Origin of the sequence: Rosettibacter firmus (assembly GCF_036860695.1) — a bacterium.
Lineage (GTDB): Bacteria > Bacteroidota > Ignavibacteria > Ignavibacteriales > Melioribacteraceae > Rosettibacter > Rosettibacter firmus.
Genome location: NZ_JAYKGJ010000001.1, coordinates 1,420,619 through 1,445,687, shown reverse-complemented (window position 1 = coordinate 1,445,687; position 25,069 = coordinate 1,420,619). Strand labels below are relative to the sequence as shown.

At 30.3% G+C, this 25,069-nt stretch carries 26 protein-coding genes; 14 read left to right on the top strand and 12 right to left on the bottom strand.

Going from position 1 to position 25,069, the window contains the following annotated elements:
* Positions 1 to 102: 102 nt before the first annotated feature.
* From pruA to truA, 3 genes are read left to right on the top strand one after another with little or no spacing between them, the layout of a single operon-like run.
* Positions 103 to 1,740 carry an L-glutamate gamma-semialdehyde dehydrogenase gene (pruA, locus tag VJY38_RS06240; protein WP_353679816.1) on the top strand — a complete coding sequence of 546 codons (1,638 nt, stop codon included), beginning with the start codon at positions 103 to 105 and terminating at the stop codon, positions 1,738 to 1,740.
* Between the two features lie 32 nt (positions 1,741 to 1,772).
* Positions 1,773 to 2,270: a rubrerythrin family protein gene (locus VJY38_RS06235; protein ID WP_353679815.1), complete on the top strand. Its 498-nt coding sequence runs from the start codon at positions 1,773 to 1,775 to the stop codon at positions 2,268 to 2,270.
* 2 nt (positions 2,271 to 2,272) lie between these two features.
* Positions 2,273 to 3,049 (top strand): tRNA pseudouridine(38-40) synthase TruA, encoded by a 777-nt coding sequence (truA, locus tag VJY38_RS06230; RefSeq protein ID WP_353679814.1) that lies wholly within the window; start codon positions 2,273 to 2,275, stop codon positions 3,047 to 3,049.
* Between the two features lie 83 nt (positions 3,050 to 3,132).
* On the opposite strand, the gene VJY38_RS06225 is transcribed toward truA, so the two are convergent.
* The 4 genes from VJY38_RS06225 to VJY38_RS06210 all read right to left on the bottom strand — a co-directional run bounded on the left by VJY38_RS06225 (position 3,133) and on the right by VJY38_RS06210 (position 7,338).
* A complete protein-coding gene (locus VJY38_RS06225; protein WP_353679813.1) occupies positions 3,133 to 4,698 on the bottom strand; it encodes a sensor histidine kinase in 1,566 nt (521 codons plus the stop codon).
* A 240-nt stretch (positions 4,699 to 4,938) separates the two neighbouring features.
* Positions 4,939 to 5,709: a LytR/AlgR family response regulator transcription factor gene (locus VJY38_RS06220; RefSeq protein WP_353679812.1), complete on the bottom strand. Its 771-nt coding sequence runs from the start codon at positions 5,707 to 5,709 to the stop codon at positions 4,939 to 4,941.
* A complete protein-coding gene (locus tag VJY38_RS06215; protein ID WP_353679811.1) occupies positions 5,681 to 6,400 on the bottom strand; it encodes a sensor histidine kinase in 720 nt (239 codons plus the stop codon). Before VJY38_RS06215 ends, VJY38_RS06220 begins: the two co-directional genes overlap by 29 nt.
* Positions 6,401 to 6,444: 44 nt before the next feature.
* Positions 6,445 to 7,338 carry a DUF1684 domain-containing protein gene (locus VJY38_RS06210; RefSeq protein WP_353679810.1) on the bottom strand — a complete coding sequence of 298 codons (894 nt, stop codon included), beginning with the start codon at positions 7,336 to 7,338 and terminating at the stop codon, positions 6,445 to 6,447.
* A gap of 133 nt (positions 7,339 to 7,471) precedes the next feature.
* Between VJY38_RS06210 and VJY38_RS06205 the strand changes: the two genes are divergently transcribed.
* The 3 genes from VJY38_RS06205 to VJY38_RS06195 are packed head-to-tail and all read left to right on the top strand — an operon-like array spanning position 7,472 to position 9,060.
* A complete protein-coding gene (locus tag VJY38_RS06205) occupies positions 7,472 to 8,347 on the top strand; it encodes an SPFH domain-containing protein (protein ID WP_353679809.1) in 876 nt (291 codons plus the stop codon).
* Between the two features lie 13 nt (positions 8,348 to 8,360).
* Positions 8,361 to 8,861 (top strand): hypothetical protein, encoded by a 501-nt coding sequence (locus VJY38_RS06200; protein ID WP_353679808.1) that lies wholly within the window; start codon positions 8,361 to 8,363, stop codon positions 8,859 to 8,861.
* A gap of 1 nt (position 8,862) precedes the next feature.
* Positions 8,863 to 9,060, top strand: a complete 198-nt coding sequence (locus tag VJY38_RS06195) for a type II toxin-antitoxin system antitoxin (RefSeq protein WP_353679807.1) — start codon at positions 8,863 to 8,865, stop codon at positions 9,058 to 9,060.
* Between the two features lie 30 nt (positions 9,061 to 9,090).
* Here the strand turns inward: VJY38_RS06195 and VJY38_RS06190 are convergent, their stop codons facing one another.
* The 8 genes from VJY38_RS06190 to VJY38_RS06155 all read right to left on the bottom strand — a co-directional run bounded on the left by VJY38_RS06190 (position 9,091) and on the right by VJY38_RS06155 (position 15,234).
* A complete protein-coding gene (locus VJY38_RS06190) occupies positions 9,091 to 9,855 on the bottom strand; it encodes a hypothetical protein (RefSeq protein WP_353679806.1) in 765 nt (254 codons plus the stop codon).
* A 206-nt stretch (positions 9,856 to 10,061) separates the two neighbouring features.
* The gene (locus VJY38_RS06185) at positions 10,062 to 10,655 is read right to left on the bottom strand and encodes a DUF502 domain-containing protein (protein ID WP_353679805.1); all 594 of its coding nucleotides are present in this window, start codon (positions 10,653 to 10,655) and stop codon (positions 10,062 to 10,064) included.
* A gap of 15 nt (positions 10,656 to 10,670) precedes the next feature.
* Complete coding sequence (locus tag VJY38_RS06180) at positions 10,671 to 11,498, bottom strand: MOSC domain-containing protein (RefSeq protein WP_353679804.1); 828 nt, start codon at positions 11,496 to 11,498, stop codon at positions 10,671 to 10,673.
* 79 nt (positions 11,499 to 11,577) lie between these two features.
* Positions 11,578 to 12,324 carry a Mut7-C RNAse domain-containing protein gene (locus VJY38_RS06175; RefSeq protein ID WP_353679803.1) on the bottom strand — a complete coding sequence of 249 codons (747 nt, stop codon included), beginning with the start codon at positions 12,322 to 12,324 and terminating at the stop codon, positions 11,578 to 11,580.
* The gene (locus VJY38_RS06170) at positions 12,321 to 13,079 is read right to left on the bottom strand and encodes an enoyl-CoA hydratase/isomerase family protein (protein ID WP_353679802.1); all 759 of its coding nucleotides are present in this window, start codon (positions 13,077 to 13,079) and stop codon (positions 12,321 to 12,323) included. Before VJY38_RS06170 ends, VJY38_RS06175 begins: the two co-directional genes overlap by 4 nt.
* A 19-nt stretch (positions 13,080 to 13,098) precedes the next feature.
* Entirely contained in the window at positions 13,099 to 13,749 is a 651-nt protein-coding gene (locus VJY38_RS06165; protein ID WP_353679801.1) for an HAD family hydrolase, read from the bottom strand.
* Between the two features lie 20 nt (positions 13,750 to 13,769).
* Positions 13,770 to 14,186: a DUF1761 domain-containing protein gene (locus VJY38_RS06160; RefSeq protein WP_353679800.1), complete on the bottom strand. Its 417-nt coding sequence runs from the start codon at positions 14,184 to 14,186 to the stop codon at positions 13,770 to 13,772.
* A gap of 97 nt (positions 14,187 to 14,283) precedes the next feature.
* Positions 14,284 to 15,234, bottom strand: a complete 951-nt coding sequence (locus VJY38_RS06155; RefSeq protein WP_353679799.1) for an isoaspartyl peptidase/L-asparaginase family protein — start codon at positions 15,232 to 15,234, stop codon at positions 14,284 to 14,286.
* 103 nt (positions 15,235 to 15,337) lie between these two features.
* On the opposite strand from VJY38_RS06155, the gene VJY38_RS06150 reads away from it, so the two are divergent.
* The 8 genes from VJY38_RS06150 (at position 15,338) to VJY38_RS06115 (ending at position 25,069) form a co-directional block, all read left to right on the top strand.
* Positions 15,338 to 16,504 (top strand): C1 family peptidase, encoded by a 1,167-nt coding sequence (locus VJY38_RS06150; protein WP_353679798.1) that lies wholly within the window; start codon positions 15,338 to 15,340, stop codon positions 16,502 to 16,504.
* 299 nt (positions 16,505 to 16,803) lie between these two features.
* Positions 16,804 to 17,187, top strand: coding sequence for a hypothetical protein (locus VJY38_RS06145; protein WP_353679797.1), 384 nt, complete (start codon positions 16,804 to 16,806; stop codon positions 17,185 to 17,187).
* Between the two features lie 157 nt (positions 17,188 to 17,344).
* Complete coding sequence (locus VJY38_RS06140; protein ID WP_353679796.1) at positions 17,345 to 17,731, top strand: hypothetical protein; 387 nt, start codon at positions 17,345 to 17,347, stop codon at positions 17,729 to 17,731.
* A 361-nt stretch (positions 17,732 to 18,092) separates the two neighbouring features.
* Positions 18,093 to 19,436, top strand: a complete 1,344-nt coding sequence (locus VJY38_RS06135; RefSeq protein ID WP_353679795.1) for a type II secretion system F family protein — start codon at positions 18,093 to 18,095, stop codon at positions 19,434 to 19,436.
* Positions 19,437 to 19,475: 39 nt separating this feature from the next.
* On the top strand, positions 19,476 to 21,260 hold the full coding sequence (locus tag VJY38_RS06130; protein ID WP_353679794.1) for a GspE/PulE family protein: 1,785 nt from the start codon (positions 19,476 to 19,478) through the stop codon (positions 21,258 to 21,260).
* Between the two features lie 140 nt (positions 21,261 to 21,400).
* On the top strand, positions 21,401 to 22,627 hold the full coding sequence (locus VJY38_RS06125) for a type IV pilus twitching motility protein PilT (RefSeq protein WP_353679793.1): 1,227 nt from the start codon (positions 21,401 to 21,403) through the stop codon (positions 22,625 to 22,627).
* Between the two features lies 1 nt (position 22,628).
* On the top strand, positions 22,629 to 24,185 hold the full coding sequence (locus VJY38_RS06120; protein ID WP_353679792.1) for a hypothetical protein: 1,557 nt from the start codon (positions 22,629 to 22,631) through the stop codon (positions 24,183 to 24,185).
* Positions 24,182 to 25,069, top strand: coding sequence for a hypothetical protein (locus VJY38_RS06115; RefSeq protein ID WP_353679791.1), 888 nt, complete (start codon positions 24,182 to 24,184; stop codon positions 25,067 to 25,069). Before VJY38_RS06120 ends, VJY38_RS06115 begins: the two co-directional genes overlap by 4 nt.

The following is a 25,069-nucleotide window of genomic DNA, read 5'->3' as shown; positions in this document are numbered from 1 at the left end:
CAACGAAGGAAAGTTATTTCGTAAAAGTAAAAACATTCAAAAAGCGAGGATAATTTTTCATAATTTTGGATATCAAATACAAACACAATTAAAAGGTAATTTATGGCAAATGCAAAATTTAATGTACCCTTTCCGCCAAACGAACCAGTAAAAAGTTACGCACCGGGAACATCGGAGCGTACAGCATTGAAAAACCAGCTCAATGCAATGGTAAATCAAACAATTGAAATACCATTAATAATTGGCGGTAAAGAAATTAGAACAGGCGACACAGAAAATTGTGTCTGTCCACACAATCACAAAACAGTGCTTGCTGTATACCACAAAGCAGGCGAGAAAGAAATTAAAATGGCAATTGAATCTGCTATGGAAGCTCATAAAATCTGGTCTAAAATGGAATGGCACGATCGCATTGCTGTATTTTTAAAGGCAGCAGATTTAATTAGTTTATCTGAATGGAGATATATCTTAAATGCTGCAACAATGCTTGGTCAAAGTAAAAATGTTTTTCAAGCAGAAATAGATTCTGCAGCAGAACTCAGTGACTTTTTCAGGTTTAATGCATACTATGCAATGAAAATTTATGAAGAACAACCCCTTCATTCTCCAGTTGGTATGTGGAATAGAATGGAATATCGTCCTCTTGAAGGTTTTATATTTGCTGTTGCACCATTTAATTTCACTTCGATTTGTGGAAACCTTCCCACATCGCCAGCAATTATGGGAAACGTTGCATTACTTAAACCAGCTTCAAGTGCAGTTTATTCAGCTTACTGGATTATGAAATTACTCGAAGCAGCTGGATTACCCGAAGGTGTAATTAATTTTATTCCCGGATCAGGTTCGAAAATTGGAAGCATTGTAATGGAATCAGAATATTTTGGTGGGATTCATTTTACTGGTAGTACACCAACTTTTCAAGCAATGTGGAGAACAGCTGCAAATAATTTGTCGAAGTATAAATCATATCCACGACTTGTTGGAGAAACAGGTGGAAAAGATTTTGTTTTTGCTCATTCAAGTGCAGATATCGAAGCTCTTGGTGTAGCTTTGATTCGCGGTGCATTTGAATATCAGGGACAAAAATGTTCTGCTGCCTCTCGTGCATATATTCCAAAATCTATCTGGAATAAATTAAAAGATTATCTAATTAGTGAACTTAAAACAATTAAAATGGGAGACGTTCTTGACTTCACAAATTTTATGAATGCTGTAATTGATAAAAATGCTTTTGCATCTATCACAAGTTATATTGAATATGCAAAGAATTCTTCGGAAGCTGAAATTATTTCTGGTGGTAATTATGATGATTCAATTGGATATTTTATAGAACCAACAATTATTCTTACAACAAATCCCAAATTTAAAACTATGGAAGAAGAAATTTTTGGACCGGTTCTTACAATTTATGTTTACGATGATGATAAATACGAAGAAACACTTCACTTGTGCGACGAAACTTCTCCATATTCACTAACCGGTTCTATATTTGCACAGGATCGAAAAGCAATTGAATTAGCTGATAAGATTCTAACACATTCAGCAGGAAATTTTTACATTAACGATAAGCCTACTGGAGCTGTAGTTGGTCAGCAACCATTTGGTGGTGCACGAGCAAGCGGAACAAATGATAAAGCTGGAAGTTATCTTAACTTATTAAGATGGGTTTCGGCAAGAACAATAAAAGAAAATTTTGTTCCTCCAAAAAATTATCGATATCCGTTCATGATGGAAAAATAAAATTTTCGTTCAATAAATAATTGGAGGATAGTATGCCATCAACACAGGAAAACTTAAAAGAAGCATTTGCAGGTGAAAGTCAAGCTAATCAAAAATACAGAGCATTTGCTAAAGTTGCCGAAAGAGAAGGTTTTCCAAATATTGCAAAATTATTTAAAACAGCGGCTGAAGCAGAACGTATTCATGCAGAAGGACATTTAAATGCAATGGATGGAATTGGTAAGACTGTTGATAACTTAAAAGCAGCAATAGCAGGCGAAACTTATGAATTTACTGAAATGTATCCACCAATGTTTGAACAGGCAGAAAAAGAAAATCATAAAGCAAAGAGAATGTTTAAATATGCACTCGAAGCAGAAAAAGTTCATGCAGAACTTTATAAGTTAGCTTTACAGGCTGTTGAACAGGGGAAAGATCTGGATATTTCTGAAATTTATTTATGTCCGGTCTGTGGTCATATTGAATTTGGGAAACCAAAAGATAAATGTCCAATTTGTGGTGCATTACCGGAAAAATATATTCAGGTATAATAATGGCAAGATTTAAATTGTATATTGAATATGAAGGTACAAGATATAGTGGCTGGCAAAAGCAAAAAAATGCAAAAACAATTCAGGGTAAATTAATTGAAGCAGCAGAAAAAATTTTTAAGGGAGAACAGGTTGATATTCAGGGCTCCGGCAGAACAGATGCCGGAGTCCATGCTTTATGTCAGGTTGCTCATATGGATGTTCAAACTGTCCTTGCACCTGAAATAATTAAAATGAAACTTAATGATGAGTTACCATCGGATATTAATATTCTTGAAGTAGAAAAAACAACTCAAAAATTCCACGCACGGTATAGCTCTAAAGCAAGAAGTTATATTTATCAAATATCAAAAAGAAGAACTGCTTTTGGTAAACCTTTTGTATGGTGGATTAAAGATAAACTCGATTTTAAAAAAATGAAAGATGCTTCAAAACTTTTTATTGGTATGCATGATTTTAAGTCCTTTGCCGAATTAGATTCAGATGAAAAATCTACTAAGGTTTTAATTGAAGATGTACAGATGAAAGAAACAGATAATATGATATTAATTAGAATTGTGGGTTCTCATTTTTTATGGAAACAGGTAAGAAGAATGGTAGGCGTTCTTGTTGAAATAGGAAGAGGTAAATTGACTGAAAATGACTTGCTCTATTTTTTAGAGAATGAGTCAAATACACCTTCTAAATATACTGCACCACCATCAGGTTTATTCCTTGAAAAAGTTTTATATGATAAAGATACTCTTGATGATAAATTGCAACCAGTAATTAATCTTTAAAATGAAATCGAAATGGAATTTTTGAATTATGGCGTGCAAAACAATCTAATTAGTGCCGAAATAATAGAAGAGGGTAATATTTTTTAATCGTTGTATTTTTTGAATATTACCGTGAAAGAAGAACCATAACCTTTTTTACTAACCACATTTATTGATGCATTATTTAAATCACAATGCTTTTTTACAATTGCCAGTCCTAATCCAGTTCCTTCGAACATTCGTGAATAAGAATTATCTTCTTGAGAAAAAATTGTAAATAAGTAAGGAATATATTCTGTATTAATCCCAATGCCTGTATCTTTAATTTCAACTGCAATATTTTCAGTAGAATTATTGAACAATGTAATTTCGATTCTTCCTTCGGGTGTATATTTAATTGCATTTTCAATCAATTGAGAAAAGATCTGTTGACATGAATGCTTATCTGCAAAAGTTAAGGGACGATTAATTTTAGAAGTATATAAAAAATCCAGACCTTTTTTATTCGCTACTTGCTTATATTTTTCAATAATATCTAAAAGTATATCATTGTGTAGGTTAATTGGTTGTGGTTTAAAATCATATGTTCCCGAAGTTAATTGTGCAATCTCCAGTATTAAATCAATAGTTCTCTGAATTCTTTTGCTTTCACTTTCGATGATATGTGCACTTTCTATTACTTCTTCATTATTAGTTGAATTAAGATCATTTTTTAAGAGTTGAGATAAATTAACTATAATATTTACTGGTGTTCTAATTTCGTGAGAGATAGTAGCAAGAAATTCTGCTTTTAATTTTTCAAGGGTTTGTTTTTTAGTCTCTGCCTCAATTAATAATTCTTTTGTCTTTTTCTTATCTGTAATATTTTGTACCATGCTTTCATAATAAATTATTCTGCCATTATCATCTTTTACAGGTGTAATTTGTTCAATAATATAAATTCTTGTTCCATCTTTTTTCTTGCAGGTTGATTCTAAATTTTTAATTCTATTTTTATGTAGCAGAATTTTTTTTAGATAATTTCTATCCTCTTCATTTTGAAAGATGTCCTTTTCAAAATTTAATTTTTTCAATTCATCCAGGTTATTATAACCAAGCATTTTAATGAATACATCATTGGCAAATCTTAGTTTACCATCTGGATAAATTTGATAAGTTCCAATTGAGGCATCATTATAAATATTTGTTAACATTTTGTTTTTTTCATCAAGTTTTTCCCAGGCATTTTTAATTTCAGTAATGTCTCTATTACTGATATATCTACCGATATACTTATTGTTATCATCATAAACTGCTTGACAGGTATGTGAGATAAATCTTTTTTCACCATTTTTAGTTACAATCATAAACTCGAATGAACAGAAAATTTTCCCTTTTAAAATTTCACGTGTATGATTAATAAATTTTTCTAAATCTGTTTTATCTACTATTTTAATTAAAAGACTTCGATCTTTTAAAAATTCTTCTTTTGAGTACCCTGTAATATATCTGCAGGAAGGTGACATATATGTGATTTTATTATGAGGATCGAGCCAGTAAATCCAGTCTGTAGAAAATTCTGCTATTATTTTAAAAAGCTTTTCTTTTGAGACATGACGATGAGGGAATAAGTTTTCGTCGTGAATTGTGCCTTTTGTTTCGATTAATGAATTTTTTTTGCTCTTTTCCATGAGAAGACTTTCATAATATTGCCCTTTTAATTGCCCCCTCGAGGAGATTCAATTTAATGTATATTTAATTAGCTATTCATTAAATGGTTTAATAATAAGTGGAATTGGAATCGTTAGGTCTAAGTACCTACGATTTTGGCTCCAATTCCACTTTCACAGAGGGTGCATATGAAACTTAATTTTTTATTTTCTGCAAGCTAAAGGATTATAGACGAACGATTAAATAATGAGACGAGCGATTTAAGCAAGAATTGAATTTAGTTTCTTTTTATATCTCTGGCTGACATGAAGAATGTCAGTTGTATTTTTTAATTTAATAATTAATCTGTTACTGCTTGCTTTTTCTATTCTTTCAATAAAGTCAAGATTTACAATTGTTTGGCGATGCACTCTTACAAATTTATTTGTGGGGAGTTTATTTTCCCAGTAAAGCATTGATTTTCTTAATAAAAATTTTTTGTTACCTACGAGCATTAATTGTGTATAGTCTTTAATGCTTTTAATAAAAATTATGTTGCTAACTGAATAGAAACCAGGATTCTTTTTGTCATTTATAAAGAAGTAGTCATTGTATTTTAGTTTTTTAATATCATCATCACTTTCTTTTTGAAAAGTTTTTTTACTATGTGGTAATTCCAGTCTTTCTCTTTTTTTTATTTGAGTATTAATCGATTTGATTAATTCTTCATAAGTAAATGGTTTAGTGATATAATCATCAGCACCCAATTCCATTCCTTTTCTAATTTCATCTCTTTGAGATTTTGCAGTAATGAAAATGAATACTGGAAATTTTGAGTTTTCTATTTTTTTTATTTCTGAGATAATTTTATAACCACTTAAATCAGATAACATTATATCACACAAAACTATATCTGGTGTCTCCTGCTGAAAAAGATTTAAAGCAGAAGTTCCATTATAAGCAACAATTGGTTTAAATCCTCGTTCTTTTAATAACCAATAAATATTATCTGCAAGGTCGTGATTATCTTCTATTATTAGTACTTTTTTCATTTTGATTAAAAGGTATAAAAACTTGAAATTCTGTTCCCTTGTTAAGAGAGCTATAACACTTAATTTTTCCTTCGTGCAATTTAACTAATTTATAAACAATAGCTAAACCCAGACCTAATCCAGGTATATTCTCAGCATTTTTAGCTCTGTAAAAAGGTTTGTAAAGATTTTTAATTTCTTTTTCATCAATTCCAATTCCTTCGTCTCTTATTGAAAATACTAAGAAGTTGTTTTCTTTTTTAATTGTTAATAGAATTTGTCCTCCATCTGGCGAAAATTTAATTGAATTAAGAAATAAATTCATTAATATTTGTTTTAATACAAATTCATCTGCAAGGATATATTTGGAAGTCGTTTCAATATTAACATTTATATAATGATCTTCCTTTGCTTCGACTATTACTTCTTCAATTAAATCATTTATAAATTTTCTTAACTCTATTCGCTTAACATTCAGTTTTTGTGTTTCGTTTTTGTAAAGTACGGTTATGTTATCGATTACATTTCTTAAGTTTATTACAGAGTTTTTAATTTTGTTTAAAACCTGTAACTGTCTACCAACATTTTTCTTTTTTATGTACAATTCAAGTAAATCAACAGAACTTAATATTGTTGATAATGGAGTTCTTAGTTGATGAGATATGGTGCTTAAGAATTCTTTGTTAAATGTATTTGAGTTTTTTTTCTTCATAGAATTGATTTAGTCTTTATGAAGAAAATAAATTTGGTAAATTGTTAATGATCACCATATTTTTTCTCACCAGCAGTAATTCGGAGTTTTAAATAATTTTGTTGTGGTGGAAGTGGACACGTAGCATATTTTGTAAATACACAGGGAGGATTATAAGCTTTATTAAAATCAATATAAATTTTTTCGTTTGGAGCTGGTTTTTTTATGTAAAGAAATCTACCACCTCCATAAGTTTCTTTTCCACTTGTTTCGTCTGCAAAAATTAGAAAATAAGAATCTCCTTCGTCAAGAACATCTAATTTGAATGTTTTACCATCTTTTGTAAACACTAACGAACCTGGTGAGCTTTCTTCTTCAATCATTCCAATAATGTTTGGTACAAAAATTTTCTTTGGTGGATTGTATGGTTCAAATTTAGCTTCGATTTTCCAGTCTTCATTAATAGGAAATGTTTCAATTCCTTTAAAGTTCTTTACCAGTTCACTTTCTATATCACGCAATCTAACACCATATTTATTCCCTCTTTTAATTATATACCATCTTAAACTACCGTGTTGAAGTATGGTTGGATTTCCATCCTTATCGTTTTTTAATTCGAGGGATTTTATTTTTTTACCATCACTGAAAACATCAACATTTTCATTTATTTCAACACGGACAATAGAATCTTTCAAGAAAAACTTTCCTATAAAAGCTGGAGCTTTTTTGGGAAAAATAAGATCATTTGCTTCGTTACTTCCAAAACTATTTTCACCTTCTTTTAACCAGTATAAACCAACAAGATTAAGCCAGCCATTTTCTTTTTTCAAATTTTCAATTCTTTTTTTGTGCCAGTTTTTAATCTCTTTGATATATTCTGGATTCCCTTTCTCAATTAATTTTTCCTGGCAGGCTAAAATTAAACTAAATAATAATGTGAGTAATAAAAATTTCTTCATACGGCTTCCTGGTTTTTATGCTGAAAAATTAATCAATAAATAATAAATAATCTTAAAAAAATTTAAGTATGGACTTGACAAAATGATATTAATATGATATCATTATGATAGCCAAAATAAAAAGGAGTTAAATATGGATGCAATTCAAGAAAAATCAGCAAAAAAAATTAATGGGTTTATAATGATTTTAGTCATAATTGCCCTTTTAATTGTAGATTATTTATTATTTAGGCAAAGTATTGAACCAATTTCAGTACCGTTATTAATTATTTCAGTATTGTTGTTCTGTTTTATTTCAATCAGTTTTAATGGTTTTATTGCAGTTCAGCCAAACGATTCGAGAGTAATAATTCTTTTTGGAAAATATTTAGGAACAGTAAGAACCACAGGATTCTGGTGGGTTAATCCATTTGTAATTAAAAAAAGTGTCTCTTTGAGGATTCATAATTTTAACAGTGAAAAAATAAAGGTGAATGACTTACACGGTAATCCAATTGAAATTGCTGCAGTTATTGTCTGGAGAGTAGTTGATACTGCAAGAGCAATATTTGATGTTCAGAACTATGAACAGTTTGTAGCAATCCAGAGTGAAACAGCAATTAGAGGATTAGCAACAAAATATGCTTATGATTCAGCAGAAGACGAAAAATTTTCTTTGCGTGGTAATCCACAGGAAATTGCAGAAGAATTAAAGAAAGAAGTTCAATCTCGTCTTGATGTTGCAGGTGTAGAAGTGATTGAATCAAGAATCAGTTATTTAGCTTATGCACCAGAGATTGCTCAGGCAATGTTAAGAAGACAACAGGCTCAGGCAGTTGTTGCTGCTCGTCAAAAAATTGTTGAAGGTGCTGTAGGTATGGTTGAAATGGCATTAAAAGCACTGAGTGATCAAAATATTGTAAAATTGGATGAAGATAAAAAAGCTACTATGGTTAATAATTTAATGGTGGCTCTCGTATCAGAAGTTCAAGCTCAGCCAGTAATTAATACTGGAACTCTTTATCAATAAATGAGTATTTAAAATGGAAACACCAATATCAGAATATCTTGGGAAAGAGTTAATATTTAAGAAAAAGCATTTCTTAAAAAGACTATATGAATTGAAGTTTGATGATGTAATTTTATGTCAAATGGAAATAATAAATCCCTTTACAATGCGTGCAATAGTTAAGGGATTTACAAAAGATGATGTTGAATTTTATAAAACAAGTTTATGGTCAAGGGAAATAAATATTAAATATTCGAATAACATGTTACCTTTTGCATCTTATAAAGGTCAGTTATTTAATTTATGGGGAACAATATTTTTGCCTGGTGGTGAACAGTTATTTATTAAATATGATCTGTTTGGTTTGAAATATGAACTAAAAGATAATTTTAATGAAACACTAATTTTATTAAAGAGTGATTTATTTTTTCCTTCAGCAAAAATTCAGATTTTAAAAAAATCACCAGTTGTTGATAAATACCCGTGGTTGATAGCTCTCTTGTTTTATATAATTTTAAAACGAAGAAGTAGATAATATGGCAGAAAAGAAAAAGTTTCTTCTTAGAATAGATGAGAATATTTATAATGCACTCGAAAAATGGGCTGCGGACGAGTTAAGAAGCATTAATGCACAAATAGAATTTTTATTAAAAGAAATTTTGAAAAAGAGTGGTAGATTGGTTGATGTAAAAGAGAATAATCAAACTAAAGAGAATGAAAAGAGCAATAATTAGTTTAATAAGAGTTCCATAAATTAATTTTATTTAATCGATTATGGTTTTGATTTTTCCTGAATATTGCTTGTTGTGTTTATACAATACCCATGAAATATATATGTTTTGATAAAGCACATAAAATACAGGGCCAAGTACTGTAATTGGTTCAAGAAATGTTAAAGAAATCCAGATCGTAAATGCATTGTTTTTTTGTCCAAGCGATTGACTTGCTTCGGCACGAAAATCTTTTCCACCAATTAACCATCCTATTGAAAAAAATAAAAGACAAAGTGCTGCAGAAATCAATGCGATATAAATTACTATTTCAATTTTTCCGGTTAATTCATTTCTTATATAATTTGTTGCATCAGAAGTAGCAATGTAGACATTTATTATTAGTAAGTAATAAGACATGTCCTTCCATTCCACTAATTTTTTCCAGATACTGTGAGATAATATTTTTGTTGCTTTCGCCAATAAAAATGGAATTGATAGAGTGATAATTACTGGAGTAAATATTTTTCCAATGGAAATATTAGCATTGCTATTCATCAATAGTGGTATAAGAAAAGGGATTAATAGAGTTATCACAACATTGTTTAATAATAAAGAGAAAAAAACAAATTCAACTTTCCCTTTTCGTAAACTTATAATTACAGGAGCAGCAATTGCTGTGGGGGCAATCGCAGTAATAAAAGAAGTTCGTGCTAATGAGTTATCGAATAAATTAAATACAAAGTAAAATAAAAGTGATATTAAAATTGTTGTAAATAAAATTACAAAGTGTTTTCTTGTTATTATTTCTTTGTTCACTTTAATATCGAGAAAAGAAAAAAATAAAAGAATCATTAAAAAGTATCTGATTAAAAAGCGATAGCTATGCCCGTATGGGAATAGAATCCCAAGTGTTATTGATAATAATAAGAGAATATTTTTCATAAATAAAAAATTTTTAGCCGTAACTTAACTTATTGTGGATTTATTTTCATTAAGAAGATGGTTTTATTATAGTTAGACAATTATAATTTTGATAGAAACTCTCTTGAACCTGCACCAAGACTTAAAACAACTTTCATCATTTGTTCGACTGGATAATCAAGTTTTATGATGTTTTCTTTTTTTAAGGTGTATATATATCCACCGGTAGGTGCTGGAGCAGATGGTATGAAAACCGTAACATAGCCATTTGAACTTTCATCTGTAACAAATCCTAAGATCATTGTATCGTTTGAAAATGGTTTTACCAATGCAGCATACTTGAATATTAATTTTTCGCCACCAAAAAGTTGAACGGTTGTATCTTTAATAATTTTATAAAAAGGAATTCTTTTTAATAATCCTTCTTCGATCATATGAATTATAATTTTTCCAGCACGGGTCTGAACTAATAATCCAACAATAAAAAATATTAGCAGAATTATAACAATTGAAAGAATGGATGCAATTAACTCATTCAATCTTGTTGTTTGAATAAGAATTATTGTGATGGGTCTAATTTTGTCGGTTAGGAATTCGAAAAGCCATATAAGAACTAAAATAGAAACTATTATTGGAAGGACAACAAGAAATCCACCAAAAAAAGTTGTGCGAAGGAACGATTTAATTTTTATCATAATAAAGCTCACAATTTATTTCCACTCTATAACTTGTAATTCACTGTTAGCCATAATTTCTCCTGTTCCTTGATGAACAAGATTCTGACCAAATAAAATTTTATTATCAAACTTTCTGAATGATGATAATGTTCTTAATGGTTCATCTGATTTTGTTGCAGTATTCTGATCAATAGTTGTTATTACACATCTTGCACAGGGTTTAACAGCATAAAAAGTAATATTCCCAATCTTAAAACTTTTCCATCTGTCTTCATCGAATGGTTTACCGCCAGAGAAAACAAAATTTGGTCTGAATCTATTCATTGGGAGTTTTTGCTTCAAACGAGTATTTAAATTACTTAAAGATTCTTCTCCAATAATAAGAAATGGAAATGCATCTGCAAAACTAACTGAATATTCTTCTATGACATATTTTTTTTGTGGATCAACTATTCTGATAGAACTTTCTGGCATATAAACAAGTGAACAACTTATTCCAAGTGAATCTGAAAAGAATTTATCTAATTCATTAGATATTTTTTTTGCCCTGATTTTATCATCCCATATTTCAACTTCCAGGTCTTCATATAATCTGGAATCTTTTTCTATTTTTCTTAAATTTATTTTTACTGAATTATTATTTCTTGAATCAACAACTGTAAGAATATCGTTATCAATTTTTGTTTTTAGCAATGCCATTTCTGGAAATTTCCTTTGTGTCATAAATATTTTATTTGAATCTACAAGCATAAATCTTCTATCGTATTTTAAGCCTTTTTCTTCAACAATAGCTTTTTGTAATTTTATTCCACCAAGTGATTTTATTGGATAAATATAGATTTCTGATAAAGTATAATTCATAGCTGTTCTATAATTAATTTTACATTATTGGTTATAATTCTTGTTTTAAAGATCCTGAAATTTTTTTCATCAGTTGTTTTTATACTAATAACGATTTGATTTTTTTGACAGTTGCATTCATCTTCTCGAAATGAATACCACGCCAGTATATTTTTTTGCATTGTGTACAAATGAAATATCTGTTTTGTGTTTTCTTTACTTTTTCCGGAATAAGATGAATAATTTCTTTTTTTGATATTCGTTTTAATTTACTCCCGCATTCAAGGCATAATGTAAATGGTTTTATTTGATTGGTTAAGTGGAATCTGTTTATTATCTCAATTATTTGTTCTTGCGGATTTTCACTGCGAACAAAGTAACCACGTATAACATTACTTCTTTTAAGTATTCCGAGATCTCTGGTAAGAATAGTTCTTTTTTCTTTTAATGAGATTTCAACAATTTTTTCGTCATTCAAATTATTTTCATAATAAACATCAAAGCCGAACATTCTTAAATTTCTTGCAAGTTTTCCGAGATGAACATCACAAATAAATTTAGGTTTACGAAGTGAGGTTTTTCTTAATTTCTGGAGATTGCTAATATCGAAGGTTTCAAATTCTGGATAAACAGAGATATGGTCATTATCTTTAACAAGATAATTAAAGCTAACAGATTCGCCGTTAACTAAAATTAAATCGACTTCGGTATGAGGAACACCAAGTGATTCAATTACATCTTTAATTGATGGTTGTCCCCAGAATTTATGCTCAAATAATCTTTTTCTTTTTTCTGCAGGAAGGAAATCATTTAGTTCTTCATAAAATCTTAAAAAGATAGTTTTCATAATTTCCCTTTGAAAGCTTTTATATAATTTTTTGTGAATTCAGAAACAACTAATCTACCACTAATTTCAGCTCGTTCTTCGAGTAACTCTTCCCAATCTTCAGTACCTTTCCAGAAGACCTTTTTCATTTGTTCAATTGCTTCGGGGTTATAGCTTGCTAATTTTTTTGCAAGAGAAGAGACAGCTTCGTCAAGTTCGTGATTGTTTGCGAAAACTTTTGTATATAAACCATTTTGTTTAGCCCAGAATGCATCGTGCCATTCAGCATCAATAGACATTGTAATGAATGCTGTCTTCCCGATTTTTCTTTCGATTGCAGGACCAACAACAAAAGGTCCAATTCCCAGGAGTATTTCACTTAATCTAACAGAAGCTTCGCTTGAGGCCAGTGTATAATCTGCAGAGGCTGCTATTCCAACTCCCCCGCCCACAGCTTTACCATGTACACGAGCAATGATAAATTTTGGACATTTTCTCATTGCATTAAATAGTCTTGCAAAGCCCATAAAAAATTCTTTTCCACTTTTGTAATCTTTAATAGCTAAAAGTTCGTCGAATGATGCACCGGCGCAAAATGTTTTATTCCCTTCACTTCTTATTATTATAACATTTGCAGATTTATTATTTGCCAGATTGTTTATTGCATCAGTAAGTTCTTTAAGAAGTGGACTGGGTAATATGTTGCTTTTAGGATGATAAAAATTAACTGTTGCAATTCCATTTACAACACTTACAGTAATTTTTCCTTTTTCCATAAATCCCTCCAATCATTTATCATACTCTACCATTTACAATACTAATCAGTTTAAACAGGTTATCTATAATAAAATCGGGTTTTGTTTTTATTAAATCTTCTTTTTTTCTGTATCCATAAGTAACTGCACATGTTAAAGAGTTTGCACTTTTGCCACACATTACATCTAATTCCGAATCTCCTACCATTAAAGTATTTTGAGTATTCATTTTCATTTCATTGCATATGTAAAGTAAAGGTTCTGGAGAAGGTTTATGTTGAATACCAGGTCGCCTTCCCATAATATAATCAAATTTGTTTTTTATTTTAAAATGTTCAAGAATTAATTCAGCCTGTTCTTGAGATTTTGTTGTTAATAATGCTATTTTGATTTCAAGAGCTTTTAATTTATTTAATGTTTCATTTACACCTTCGTATAAAAATGATGAATCAATATAATCGAAATAAATTGATTTGTAGATATCAATAAATTGTTTGAAATCCGGTACGTTCATATCAAACTCATTAAAAATATCTTCAAAATGTAAGCCGATTCTTTTGTAAAATTTTTCTTCGATAAGCTTATTCTCAATTTTTAGTTTTTCGAGAGTGTTGATTGTTGCTTTATAAATAGTTTCGTGCGAACTTATTAAAGTTCCATCAAGGTCAAAAACGATTAAGTCTATTTTCATATAATTGTTTTATTTGTTTATTAATGCCAGGCACCAAGTATGATTCCAAAAATTAATAGAACGATGAAATGGAATCCACCATCAATTAAAAATTGTGTGAACTTTTTACCTTCACTAACGTATGACATCGTTAAACTTGTTGCAATGAATCCAATCCACATCATAAATGCGAGTCTAATCCCTTCTTGAGGAGTTGAAGCCCCAATATAACTCATTAATCTGGCAAGTATGTATGCCATCACAAATTGAGAAAAGAAATTTATCATACATAATTTTATTTTGACAAAATTATTTTGTTCAGTTTCATCTGATTTTTCATCAGAGGTAATCCAGAGTTTACCTAATAAAATAGGACTGTAGTAAAGAAAATCGAGTCCCATTGCTATTAATGCACACACAAATATTGCAAGAAAATTAATAGGATATAAAGGCTCCATCCTTCCCCTCCATGTAATTTTTTGGAGATTTAAATTATTAGCAATGATTTAAATAAAACAGAAATTACAATTTCAAAGCCTGATTGTAGAAGTAAGTCTATTCTTTATAGATTTTAATAATTTTATTACCATCACTTAAATAATATCCTCTAAACATACCATCTGTGTTAAATGGCATTGCAATATTACCGTATCGATCAATTGCAATAACGCCTCCAGTTCCACCGAGATTAGTTAATTTGTTAATAACCTGATTTGCAGCTTCTTCTAATGATAGATTTTTATATTCCATAAGAGAAGAAATATCTTTAGCAATACAGAGTCGAATAAAATATTCGCCGTGTCCAGTGCCAGAGACTGCACACGTATTATTATTTGCATAAGTACCTGCACCAATTATTGGAGAATCACCAACTCTTCCAAATTTTTTCATTATCATACCTCCAGTAGAAGTGCCTGCTGCAAGATTTCCGGATTTATCAAGAGCAACTGCACCTACCGTTCCATGTTTTTCTAATGTGTCTTTCAACTTTAAATACTGGTTCCATCTTTCTTTTGTGATGAAATATGTAGAATCTACAAGTTCGATATTGAATAGTTTTCCAAATTCTTCGGCTCCTTTTCCAATCATCATAACATGGGGAGATTTTTCCATTATTAATCTTGCAAGATTAATTGGATTTTTTACATGGTGTACACCTGCAACTGCTCCAGCTTTTAATGTTTTACCATCCATTATTGATGCATCGAGTTCTGCTATTCCATTTTCTGTTAGAACAGCACCTTTTCCTGCATTAAATAATGGTGAATCTTCAAGTATATTAATTGCAGCAGTTATTGCATCTAAAGAAGAGCCATCATTTTGTAGAATTTTATATCCTGCTTCGAGTGCTTCTGATAATTTTGAAATATATTCTTTTTCTATTTCGGGCGGTAAATTTTTTATTACTCCAGCACCACCATGTATTACAATCCCAAACTTATTCTGAGCTAACAGCAATGAGCTTAATAACAGGAAACTAATAAACAGACGAGTAATAAATTTCATTTCTAATTCCTAAATAATTTTATTCTAAAGTGAAATTATGTTTAGATAATTTTAAAATCAATCATTAATTTTCTTTAGTTAATTATTAATAAAGGAAATATTTATGAAAAGATTTTCGGCAAACAAAGTACTCATATTATTTTTGATTATCCCGTTAATTTTATTTGCACAGGATAAAAAGAAGAAAGAGAAGAAAGAACAATATCAATTCACAATGATTTATCAGGTGAAGACCACGCCAGTCAAAGATCAGGCAAAAACTGGAACTTGCTGGTCGTTTGCTACAACTTCTTTTATTGAAACTGAATTAATAAGAATGGGGAAAGGAGAACATATTCTTTCGCCAATGTGGAATGTTAGATTTACTTATCCTAAGAAAGCTCAAAATTATATTCGATATAATGGATTAACTAATTTTGGGATGGGGGGACAGGCACATGATGTTATGAATGTAATAAGAGAATATGGATTTGTACCTGAAGAAATTTATAAGGGAATGAACATAAATGAAGATAAACATAATCATGGAGAAATGGATGCCGTACTAAAATCAATTGTTGATGCAGTAGCAAAGAAACGTGGTGGAAAAATTACTCCCGTATGGCAAAAAGTTGTTGAATCAACACTTGATATTTATCTCGGTGTTCCACCAAAAGAATTTTATTACAATGGTAAATTATATACACCAAAGAGTTTTGTGGATTCTCTTGGTTTTAATCCAGATGATTATGTGGAATTAACTTCGTTTACACATCATCCATTTTATACAAAATTTGAGCTTGAAATTCCAGATAACTGGAGTAAAGATTTATATTACAATGTTCCAATAGATGATTTGATGAGAGTAATGGATTATGCACTTGAGCATGGATACTCGATTGCATGGGATGGTGATGTAAGCGAAAAAACTTTTGACAGGAAAAAATGTATTGCAATTATTCCAGTTGATTCGACAGATGAAGAAGATGATAAAGAAGATAATGTTAAGAATGATTCACCAGTAAAGGAAAAATTTGTTACACAAGAGATGCGTCAGGAAACTTTTGATAATCAAACTACTACAGATGACCATTTAATGCATGTTGTAGGACTGGCAAAAGATCAAAATGGAACAAAATATTATTACACAAAAAACTCATGGGGAACAAAAAATAAAAAGTATGATGGCTACTGGTATATGTCAGAGTCTTATGCAAGATTAAAAGTGATAGCTATAATGGTTCACAAAGATGCAATTCCACCTGATATAAGGGAAAAACTAAAAATATAAGTGTAAAGGAAAGTCAATTGAACAAGTTGGCGATTAAGATTTTATTTAAAAATTATTTTGTGGATTAATTTTATTTATCAAAAAAAAATTGGAGTAGCCCAAGATTACATGTAAATTTTACAAACGAGGGCTGGTTTATCAAAAATCATTTGCTTTAATTATTTCCTTTCTTATATTATAAAGCAAAATAAAAGCATTTGGTTTTTCCTGTATGATTGGTTCAAGATTTGAGTAGCTTCAATAAGTTTTCTATTGAAATTCAGGTGGAAAATTTTACAACTTGATTTTATGGAGTGGTTGTGGGACAACAACAGTTATTATTGATTTTATTAGGAATAATAATTGTAGGAATTGCAATTTTTATGGGAATAAACTTATTCAGGGCAAATGCAATTGAAGCAAAAAGAAATAATGTAACCAATGAACTTGTGAATTTAGCTGCTATGGCTCAAAAATATTATTTGAGCCCAAAAGCACTTGGTGGTGGTGAAAGATCTTTTCTTGGATGGGATATTCCTTCTGAACTTAGAGTTACTGCTAACGGAAATTATAAAAAAGAAAGTATAAGTAGAGATAGCCTGGTTATTCTTGGCACGGGAAATGAAGTTGTTACGAGTGATGACTCAATAAAGGTTAAAATTACTGTTAAAGCAACAACATATAAAGTTACTATTATAAACTAATGTTCTTTTAGTTAATGATTTATCAAAATTGAAGATTTAGAATGATAAAACAACACTCAATATCATTCTGAAAACAGCAAGCTGAAAAGGAAACTAATGTTTTTATTGATTTTATACTCTAATTAACTAATCAAAAACAAATTACAAGGAGTAAGTTATGGGTCAACAACAATTATTACTTATCGTTCTTGGCGTTATAATCGTTGGCATTGCTGTAGTAGTTGGTATTAACGTATTTACAGCAAGCAGTACTCAAGCCAATAGAGATGCTGTTATAGCAGATTTAACAAACCTGGCTTCGTTAGCTCAACAATATTATAGAAAACCAACTGCTTTAGGTGGTGGTGGAAATGCATTTACGGGTTGGACAATTCCTGCTCAACTTGATACTACTGGTAATGGTGTCTATACCGCTACAGTAGGGGCACAATCTGTTACATTGGTTGGAGTTGGTAACGAAACAGGCAACGATGGTTCAAATCCAGTTAGGGTAACTATGGTAGTTGGTCCTACAAGGATAACATCTACAACTATTAATAATTAAATAATAATTAAAAATGATTTTACAGGCTGCCTGAAAATGGCGGCCTTTTTTCTTTTCATTGGACTTATAACTTAGGATAAAGTTTTAGATTAGTTATTTCTTCAATTAATGCAAATCGATTTTAGTAACACACAATTTCATTTTAAAAAACCATTTTTATTTTCAAAACATGGCTGAAAGGGTTTTTATATTTAATATCTTCACGCAAATAATTTCTTACCTATTTTATGTAATGGTTTAATATTTGAAGTAATTTGTCGATTATAATAAACAGATATTTAGTTAATCTATTTATTTTAATAATATTTTCTTAATTTAATAAAGGATTTTAAGTGGAAGATTTGATAAATAGAGGGAAAAAATGATAGAAGTAAGATTTAATGCAATAAGACCTACAGGACAGGCAATAAGTGGAACACTTACAGAGCCTACTTATGGAGAAGCAAAAAAGAAAATTCATAAACTTGCTCAAAAAAATAACTTAAAAATTCATTCCATTCAGAAAAAAAGCACATACATTTATAAAATTAGAAGAGGCAACGAAAAACCAATTGTAGGAGAACAAAGAGCATTTAGTAAAGAAGAAGTTGTAAATGCATTGCGAAAACTTGGTTATGAGGTTATATCCGTCAACAAAAAATATTTTGAATTTAATTTCAAACCACCACAACAGGATATTGTTTCTTATGTAAAAATTAGTGCAGAACTTTTAGATCAAAAATTACCGTACAGCGAGATTCTAACTCTTTTAATAAATGATATACAGAATAAAACACTCCGTGAAACTTTAAGGCAAATTAACAACGAACTTAAAAAAGGGGCTGATAGCGAAACTACTTTTCTTAGATATCAATCTGTGTTTGGAAAGTTTACTGCCTATATGCTTGGTCTTGCATCTAAAAGTGGTAATATGGCAGAAATTTATAAAGCCACAGCAAAATTTCTTGAACGTCAACAGGAATTTAAAAAGAATTTAAGAAGTGCATTAATTACACCGCTGGTTACATTGTTTGTTCTATTTCTTGCTGTAATATTTTATGTTGGTTACATCTTTCCAGAAACAGCCAAATTATTTGTGAAATTTAAAATTGATTTGCCACCACTAACTGCTGCAACATTAAAAATTAGTGATTTTCTAATTGGTAATATTTTATGGGTTACACTTGCAATAATATTACCACCTATTATTCTTTTTCAATTTGCAAAAACCAAAAAAGGGAAATTGATAGTTGATAGACTGATGTATAAAATACCAATTATCGGGAATCTTATTCACAAAACTTCTATTGAAGTATTCTGTCGTGTGTTTTATACACTTTATACTGGTTCGGCAGAAAGTATTGATCCTATTAGAATTGCAGCAGAAGCAACGGGAAATAGTTACTTTGAAAATCAAATAAAAAACGTTGCTATACCTTTAATGATTAAAAGAGGAATGGGTATAACAGATGCCTTTCAGGCAAGTGGAGTATTTACAGAAACAGCATTATCGAGATTCCATTCTGGCGAAGAAACTGGAACTATTAAAAATACTGCTCTTCAACTTGCTAATTATTATGAAAGCGAAACCGTATTCAGATTAAAAAATATAATTGAAATGATTCAACTTGCTATTGCTATGGTAATAATGATAGTTATGATAGGCTTGACATTAATATCTGCTGAGACAGCAACTATAAGTCCAAAATCACCATTAGCACAATAATGTGTTGATAATATAAAATATTAAAGAAGGGGAAAGGTTATGTTAGATGCCCAATTGGAAATGGCGGATAAAATTGGATATCTATTATTAAAAAAGGGAATTATCGATTCAAAAATTTTGGAACAGGCATTAAAAGTAAAAGAAGCAGATCAGACAAATAAAAAGCGTAATCTTGCACAAATTCTTGTGGAAGAATTTGGATTTGAACACGATGTAATTTTTAGAGAAGTAGCCATTCTTTATGCATTTAAAGAATTAAACATTCGACCAGAAGAACTTCCCGAGGAAAGAATTAATGAAATAAAAAATTTTATTAACAGGCAACCGCAAGAAGTTAAACAAATGCTTCTTGAACATCGGATTATTCCTTTCAAATATGATGAGAAGGTTAAAGATAAACTTATTCTTGCTGCTGTTGATCCAACCGATAGGGCAATTGCAAAAGTTGCTTATGCACTGAATGTTAAGAAGTATGAAATAAATTATTTAAGAAAAAAAGATTATGATAAACTTATCAATATGATCATTGCTTCCGAAAATGTATATCTTAAAATGATTGAGGAAGCAGGCGAAGAACTTCACGTTGTTCAGGAAGAAACAATAGACGAAGAAGAATTAGATGCCGAAATAAATAAAAGTGCATTAATTAATTTAATCGAAGCTGCATTGGTTGAAGGTGTTCGAAAAGGTGTGAGTGATATTCATATTATTCCTAAAGGAGCAATGCGAACTGAAATACATTTTAGAATTGATGGAAAACTTCAATTATGGCATGTTCAGGAAAATACAATGCCCGAAGCAATTATGGCTGTTGTTAAAGATCGTTCTAAAGGTCTCGATCGTTTTGAAAGAGAAAAAGCTCAGGATGGTTTTATGCAAAGAGAAATTGATGGACATATAATTCGTTTCAGAGTTTCTGTTCTTCCAATAGTTGGAACAGAGTTAAAAAATAAATTTGAAAGCATTGTAATAAGAATACTTGATGATAGAAAAGTTATAAAAGATTTAAATAAACTTGGATTGACAGGCTATGCACATCAAGCATTTGTAAAAGCAATAAATCAACCACAGGGAATGATAATTTTAACAGGTCCTACAGGAAGTGGAAAATCTACAACACTAATAGCAGCATTGTATCAGGTTATTAATCCAACTAAAAATGTTCTCACTGTAGAAGATCCAGTTGAATATGTTATTGAAGGGGCAAGACAGCTTAAGATTGGTCACAAAATGAATTTTGAACAGGCAATAAGATCAATACTTCGTCACGATCCCGATATTGTTCTTGTAGGAGAAATGCGTGATAAAGAAACTGCAGAAACTGCTATAAAACTTGCAAATACAGGTCACCTGACTTTTTCAACACTTCACACAAATGATGCTCCAAGTGCTGTTGCACGACTTTATAAAATGGGAATAGAACCTTTCTTAATTGCATATGCAATTAATATTATTGTTGCTCAACGATTAATCAGAAAACTGTGTGAACATTGTAAAAGAAAAGTAACAAACATTGAAGAACATGTAAAAAGTGCAGGTTTAAATCCGCAAGACTGGCTTGGTTATGAAATTTATGAAGCAGTTGGATGTGATAAGTGTAATAATACTGGTTATAAAGGAAGAATGGCAATTCACGAAGCTCTTTATTTCACAAAAGAAATTAGAAGAATAATTGTTCGCTCTGGCGAAGAAGTTGATGAAGAAGCAATTCGTGAACAGGCAAGAAAAGATGGAACTATCAGTCTTCGTGAATCTGGTTTTGAAAAAGTAAAACTTGGTTTGACTTCAATTCAGGAAGTTATTGGTGCAACAATGGAAGATTGATAGTTTAACAAATTCAGAAAGTTGTTCGATAATAAATTTGTCATTAGTAAAATAATTCTTTGATATTAACTTCATTTAAATTAAGTTAAATAAAAATTTTGCATTTATTTTTAATATAAAAAGCGAGTTTTTCCTGATTTATGATTGAAGAAGCAAAACAAATACTTGCAAATTTTGCAAATAAAATTCCTGCTACGGTTTTTGGACCTGAACGGGTAAAATTTATTGCTGACCATATTGAGAGCATACCAGACGATCAAAAATTATTAATAATTCAATTTGCAAATCACATTTTGAGTTTAATGATAGAACGACAGGCTTCTGATGTTGAAATAGGTGGATTTGGTACTCAGGGTTATGTATGGTTTAGAATTTTTGGAAAAAAAGAGCGTGTAAAAGATTTGCCTACAATGACACCCGACCAGGCTGCTGTACTTATCTTATCTTTATTAAATAAGAATCAAAGAAATTATTTGCTTGAACAAAGAAATCTCGATTTCAGTTATACTTTTTTTTATGATAAACAAAATACAAATGTAAGATTTCGTGCAGATGCTTACTTCGATCTTGATACTCTTGCCTTAAATATGAGAGCAATTCAAGCTAAAATTAGACCTTTAGAATCTCTTGAATTTCATCCACTCGCTATTAAAACAATGAGCCATAATTACATTAAGTTTGGTCTTTCGCTGGTTACAGGAATAACTGGTTCTGGTAAATCCACAACATTGGATGCTATTATTGATTACCATAATCAATTTGATCCATGTCATATAGTTATAATTGCTTCTCCAGTTGAATATGTTCATACATCAAAAGTTTCTATAATAAAACACAGAGAAGTAGGACGAGATGTATTATCATTTAAAGATGGAGTAATACAATCGTTGCGTCAGGATCCAGATATAATTGTTATTGGAGAAATGAGAGACCCCGATACAATTATGGCAGCTTTAGAGGTAACAGATACAGGTCATAAAGTATTTTCTACATTGCATACATCTTCGGCTGTAGAGTCAATTGATCGTATAATTGCTGAAGTTCATCCAGTTGAACAGGAAAGAGTAAGAAATAGATTGGCAGATGTTTTAATTTCAGTAGTATCTCAAAAACTTGTTCCAAGTCTTGATGGCAAAAGAGTTTTAGCAAAAGAAGTTTTAATTGTAACGCCAAGTGTTCGTGCTGCTATTAAAAACAATAACACGAGTGAAATTTATATGATGATTAATCAAGGTGGACCACAGGGCATGATTACAATGGAACAAGATTTGTTGCGTCTTTATATGGAAAAGAAAATTTCGAAGGAAAATGCAATTGCTTATGCCAATAATAAAACTCGTATTATGCAATTATTAAAAGCAGTGTAATATGAAACAGGTAGTCTGTTTATATAACGAAGGTATAGACGTTAAGCTGGTTGTAATGTCAAAAAATGGGGAAGCTGTAACAATTAATCGTGTTATTTCGCTTACCATGCCATCTGTGCTTCAAACAAAATCAAAACACGAAGATTTGTCTGATCTTGGAAATATTGATACTTCTGATGAAATTTCTTTTGATAGCATAGAGAAGATTGATTCTGGAGCAGCAGAGATGGGGGATTCTTCAGATATCAGTCAGCTTCAAACTTCACTATCAGGATTAAATATAAAATCTCTTCAGTTTATTCCTATAGTTGGCGAACCAATAGTAAATTATCATTTATATGAAGGACCTAAAGAAGAAAATAAGAAGAAATTACTTCAGGCAATAGTATCAGATATTCAGAACACCAAAGGGATTACTGTTCCACTTGACTTAATTGATTTCATTGAGTTTAATGAAAATACATTATTAAGTGTTTTTATTGAAGGAGATATTGCAGGAGCTTCTATTGTTGATTTACTTGCAAGTTATAATAAAAGAAGATATTTAAAAATACCAACTGTTAAACCTGCAGAACTTGCTCTTGCATATTATGTTGGTAAAACTCATAAATTCTTTCCAGAAGATAACACGCTTATTATTCACATTGGTAAAGAATATAGTAAGTTAATTTTCTTAGAAGGTCAAAAACTCAAGCACATTGGAGCAACACTCGATATTGGTACAAAAAATCTTCACACATACGATGTTTATTTTTCTAAGATTCTACTTGAAATGGAAAATGGTGCTATCCCAAAATTGGATAATATAATTCTTTGTGGAGAAGATCGTTCTGAAAATTTAATATTATCATTTTATGGAACATTTCCAGAAGCAAATGTATTTGAATTGAAATTTGAAGGTCTGGATACTTCTTCCTTAACAGAACCAGAAATTAATAACTTAGCTCTCTATGCAATTCCATTATCTGTTGGTGTTGAGTACTTTGACGAACTTGATAAGACTTATACGGGGATTAATTTCCTGCCAAAATATATTCAGGAGAGACAAAAATTCTTCCAGTTTGGATGGCATAGTTATGCAATGCTTCCATTACTTTTTGGGGCAACATTCTTTTTCACATTTAAAATCCTTTCGAGCTATGAACAAATGAAAGAGCTGGATTTAGAGATAGAAAGATTAAATATGCTTCAGCTTCAGAATCAGGCACTATTACAGGAAATTACTCCTTTAGATAATCGAATAAGAAATTTTGATGCAACACAGGCAATCTTAGATTCTGCTTCGGCTGGTGCAGGTATATGGAATAAAAATTTAAATAAAATATCTGACTTCATTGAAAGAAGAAGAAACTTCTGGATCAGTCGTCTTGAAATGGCATCTCCAAACGAAATTAAAATAACTGGTTATTCTCTTTCAAGAAGTGTTTTAACAGAATTTTCAGAATTATATCCTTCTGCTATTATTAAAAACATTAACTTTGAAACTATACGGGAAAAAAATGCTTTCTCTTTTGTAATTAATTTTAAACTGGAAGAAGAGACTCCAAAAACACAATGAATAGTAAAGTAAAAAATACAATTATTATTGCAGTTATTCTGTTGTTAATATTGCTCGTTGGTGGATTGTTTAATTATGTTTATTTGAAAAATAAAATTTCTGATAAAGAGAAAAAAATTAAAGAATTAACTCTCTACCAGCTGGATCCAGAAACCTTAACAGAACAACTTGCTTTACTGCGAAAAAGAGTTGCTCAGCTCGATTCAATTCTTGCTAATAGAAAATATAATGTGCCTTACAATCTTTCACAATCGGATTTTTACAACTTCATTAATGAAATTAGTTATTCTTTTTCTCCATACTCGTTTGTAAATATTGAATATGAAACAACCGTGCAGGGCAATCCACTAAGTATTTATCGATATATACTAAGTGGAACAGCAGAATATAATGATTTGAATACACTTATCTATGCAATAGAAGAAAGTAAAATGCTCAAAAAAATTTCTAATGTAGAGATGAGCAACAATGTAAAAGTAGACGAAGATGGAATACCACACTATCTTGTTACATTTAAGTTCAAAGTCGATGTTTATTTTTCTAATGATGATCGTTTTTATGTAAAAGATTTTGTTGAAAATAGATTGATACCAAATCCTGCTTACGATATTTTCTATCCATTAATACGTAATGAAATTCCACCAAACACAGAAGGTTTGCTCGATGTTCAGAATGCTAAATTACTGGCATTGATTCCAGAAGGTGCATTTCTTTCTGATGCAAGTGGGAATACGTTTCTCTTGTGGGAAGGAGATAAAGTTTATCTCGGTTATTTAACTAACATTAATTATGATAAAAACGAAGTAAGCTTTGTTCTTAATAAAGGTGGAATTATTGAAACTGTAACTTTAAAACTCGACAAAGAAATTAAGAAGAGTAAATAA

Bases quoted from the DNA above. Each gene is read 5' to 3' on its own strand.
- VJY38_RS06155 (WP_353679799.1), bottom strand. From the start codon at position 15,234: ATGAAATTTATTACTCGTCTGTTTATTAGTTTCCTGTTATTAAGCTCA.
- VJY38_RS06120 (WP_353679792.1), top strand. From the start codon at position 22,629: ATGAAACAGGTAGTCTGTTTATATAACGAAGGTATAGACGTTAAGCTG.
- VJY38_RS06140 (WP_353679796.1), top strand. From the start codon at position 17,345: ATGGGTCAACAACAATTATTACTTATCGTTCTTGGCGTTATAATCGTT.
- VJY38_RS06185 (WP_353679805.1), bottom strand. From the start codon at position 10,655: ATGATAAAAATTAAATCGTTCCTTCGCACAACTTTTTTTGGTGGATTT.
- VJY38_RS06165 (WP_353679801.1), bottom strand. From the start codon at position 13,749: ATGAAAATAGACTTAATCGTTTTTGACCTTGATGGAACTTTAATAAGT.
- VJY38_RS06200 (WP_353679808.1), top strand. From the start codon at position 8,361: ATGGAAACACCAATATCAGAATATCTTGGGAAAGAGTTAATATTTAAG.
- VJY38_RS06125 (WP_353679793.1), top strand. From the start codon at position 21,401: ATGATTGAAGAAGCAAAACAAATACTTGCAAATTTTGCAAATAAAATT.
- VJY38_RS06215 (WP_353679811.1), bottom strand. From the start codon at position 6,400: ATGAAGAAAAAAAACTCAAATACATTTAACAAAGAATTCTTAAGCACC.
- VJY38_RS06220 (WP_353679812.1), bottom strand. From the start codon at position 5,709: ATGAAAAAAGTACTAATAATAGAAGATAATCACGACCTTGCAGATAAT.
- VJY38_RS06225 (WP_353679813.1), bottom strand. From the start codon at position 4,698: ATGGAAAAGAGCAAAAAAAATTCATTAATCGAAACAAAAGGCACAATT.
- VJY38_RS06235 (WP_353679815.1), top strand. From the start codon at position 1,773: ATGCCATCAACACAGGAAAACTTAAAAGAAGCATTTGCAGGTGAAAGT.
- VJY38_RS06160 (WP_353679800.1), bottom strand. From the start codon at position 14,186: ATGGAGCCTTTATATCCTATTAATTTTCTTGCAATATTTGTGTGTGCA.
- VJY38_RS06135 (WP_353679795.1), top strand. From the start codon at position 18,093: ATGATAGAAGTAAGATTTAATGCAATAAGACCTACAGGACAGGCAATA.
- VJY38_RS06180 (WP_353679804.1), bottom strand. From the start codon at position 11,498: ATGAATTATACTTTATCAGAAATCTATATTTATCCAATAAAATCACTT.
- VJY38_RS06210 (WP_353679810.1), bottom strand. From the start codon at position 7,338: ATGAAGAAATTTTTATTACTCACATTATTATTTAGTTTAATTTTAGCC.
- VJY38_RS06130 (WP_353679794.1), top strand. From the start codon at position 19,476: ATGTTAGATGCCCAATTGGAAATGGCGGATAAAATTGGATATCTATTA.
- VJY38_RS06170 (WP_353679802.1), bottom strand. From the start codon at position 13,079: ATGGAAAAAGGAAAAATTACTGTAAGTGTTGTAAATGGAATTGCAACA.
- VJY38_RS06150 (WP_353679798.1), top strand. From the start codon at position 15,338: ATGAAAAGATTTTCGGCAAACAAAGTACTCATATTATTTTTGATTATC.
- VJY38_RS06175 (WP_353679803.1), bottom strand. From the start codon at position 12,324: ATGAAAACTATCTTTTTAAGATTTTATGAAGAACTAAATGATTTCCTT.
- truA (WP_353679814.1), top strand. From the start codon at position 2,273: ATGGCAAGATTTAAATTGTATATTGAATATGAAGGTACAAGATATAGT.
- VJY38_RS06205 (WP_353679809.1), top strand. From the start codon at position 7,472: ATGGATGCAATTCAAGAAAAATCAGCAAAAAAAATTAATGGGTTTATA.
- pruA (WP_353679816.1), top strand. From the start codon at position 103: ATGGCAAATGCAAAATTTAATGTACCCTTTCCGCCAAACGAACCAGTA.
- VJY38_RS06115 (WP_353679791.1), top strand. From the start codon at position 24,182: ATGAATAGTAAAGTAAAAAATACAATTATTATTGCAGTTATTCTGTTG.
- VJY38_RS06195 (WP_353679807.1), top strand. From the start codon at position 8,863: ATGGCAGAAAAGAAAAAGTTTCTTCTTAGAATAGATGAGAATATTTAT.